The 2115-nt window shown below is 29.6% G+C and carries 2 protein-coding genes; one reads left to right on the forward strand and one right to left on the reverse strand.

All coding sequences use genetic code 11. The features are described from left to right. The coding region (locus VK998_RS04760; RefSeq protein ID WP_325226087.1) for an ABC transporter permease family protein at positions 1–1471 on the reverse strand (1471 nt) is incomplete at its 3' end. Positions 1472–1803: 332 nt separating this feature from the next. Here VK998_RS04760 and VK998_RS04765 point away from each other — a divergent pair. Further along, positions 1804–2115, forward strand: a 312-nt coding sequence (locus VK998_RS04765) for a response regulator (RefSeq protein ID WP_325226089.1), incomplete at its 3' end; no start/stop codon positions are given.

A 2115-nucleotide genomic window follows, 5' to 3' on the forward strand; every position in this document is an offset into this window, starting at 1 on the left:
ATAATGGCATCAACAGATGCCTAGAGGCAGATTTATGCGTAAAACCTAGGATTCTTTCAATAGCATAATTATTCTTATAAATCTCTACATACATATATATAGTAAATAGCATTGCAAATATCAATAAAATCCCGTACAATAGAATATTTATTTTAAGATTATTTAGAACCTTATCCGCAGATATCCAAAATGTTTCAGCATTATTCTCTATGAATTGAAGTTCAAACCCAGTTTCTTTAATACTATCTCTATATTTTTCAATGAACTGCGATTGTTCAGCAGGATTCTTCAATACAAAACTATAATTTTGTCCATACAAATAAGGTTTTCCAGTTTCAATAAGAAAATTTTTAGTAGGAAGTTTTAGAAATTCTTTAGGTACTGTACTTGTAGGTACATATATATCTTTACCTGAAAGATGGTGATTACAAACACCTACTATTTCGTATTCTATAACATCACTTTTATGATGATTCTTCCACTCTTTTCTATCTTTTTCAGTCATTAAAAACTCAGGAAATTCACTTTCCATATATTGAAGAGGAATTTTATCTCCTAATTTTAATTCTCGTGCTTTAAATAAAAATTTTCCAACTACACAGACTTTATTATTGTTCTTATAATCATCATAGTCGATCCATCTCCCATCATACAAAGTATACCCATCAAAAATTCCTTGGGTATAGGGAAGAGTTCCCATATTTTTAGTTGCAATAATGGTAAATACTCTGGTGTTTATATTTAAAAGCTCTATATCCTCTCTCATTTTTTCCCATTTAGGATCCTCTAGATTGAATTCATCAATATTATCAATCTTCTCATATAAAGGACCTCCATCATATAATGGTTTTAACATATATGAATCCGGTCTTAACATACGTGAATCATCATAAGCCATTGGCTCACATCTAAAAAGATAATCGGCTCCAATTTCAAGTGCATATAATTCATCAAGCATGGCATCATTTATATATGGAATTAAATTTAATGTGCCTTTTGCTCTACTATGTTCATATTTTGGTGCTGCAACTTTAAAGAATCCGTCTTCAAACATTTCTTCGCTGTTCGGCATATAGATCCAATCCGGATATCCGGCAATTAGTTTTTGCACACGGCTCTCCAATACCACACCATCGTACCTATCCTTGGCATAGTTTATAGTGCGTATATTTTCAGGTGTTACTATGACGAATAGATCATTAACAAAATTATATATACCTTTTGATTCATCATAATAATTATTGCTAGGGGTATTGTAAGCTGCATTTAATAGATTATCACTAATTCCCAAAGACCATATCCTACAGTCTTCATAAGCAATCATAGGATCATCTTTTAATAACTCTCTTATTTCATATACATTGCTGCCGCTTTCATCCGATAAATCCATTTGTATGTATCCAATACTATTATATGCTTTTTTTGCAGACTCAACTTCTTTACTAACTAGGGCATATGAGGTAAAGTTCATAATAAAAGCACAGAAACTAATGAAAGTATTAAAATAAGCAAGGTAAATTTGATTGGGCGTCTGATGATGGATTTTAATATTGGGTTTTTCATATTAATTCACCTCCGATAAAATAAATTCTAACATTTATTAATCCTTATATAAAGGATCAAGAAAAAAATAGTCTCAGCTTAGATTTTTCATCTAAGCTGAATAAAAGCAATGTACGAATTTAGTCATTATGTCATTACCTATATGATCGCTCTGTAAAGGGAACTAGATAGGCTATACTTTAGGTTTTGCTATATAGATTTTTATGGACGAATAGATAATAGCAGACAAGTGATTGTGAAATATACTGTTTTCATTCGGGTGAAGAAATTATTGAAGAAATGCTTAATTCTAATATTGAATTTGATATTATTTTTTTCGATATAGAGTTACCAGGAATAAATGGAATAGAAACAGCACGAAAAATCAGGGAATTAGATAATAGTATTATATTTATATTTATTACTTATTTAAACGAAAAAGTTTATGAAGTCTTAGATCTTCAGATTTTCAATTTTGTAAGAAAAAGCCATTTTCATAAAGAGATAGATCGAATACTTGATTCATTAATTAAAAGATTAGGATATCTAGCAGAAAAATATCCATTTCCAATA

Origin of the sequence: Schnuerera sp. (assembly GCF_035459645.1) — a bacterium.
In the GTDB taxonomy this organism is placed as follows: Bacteria; Bacillota; Clostridia; order Tissierellales; family Tepidimicrobiaceae; genus Schnuerera.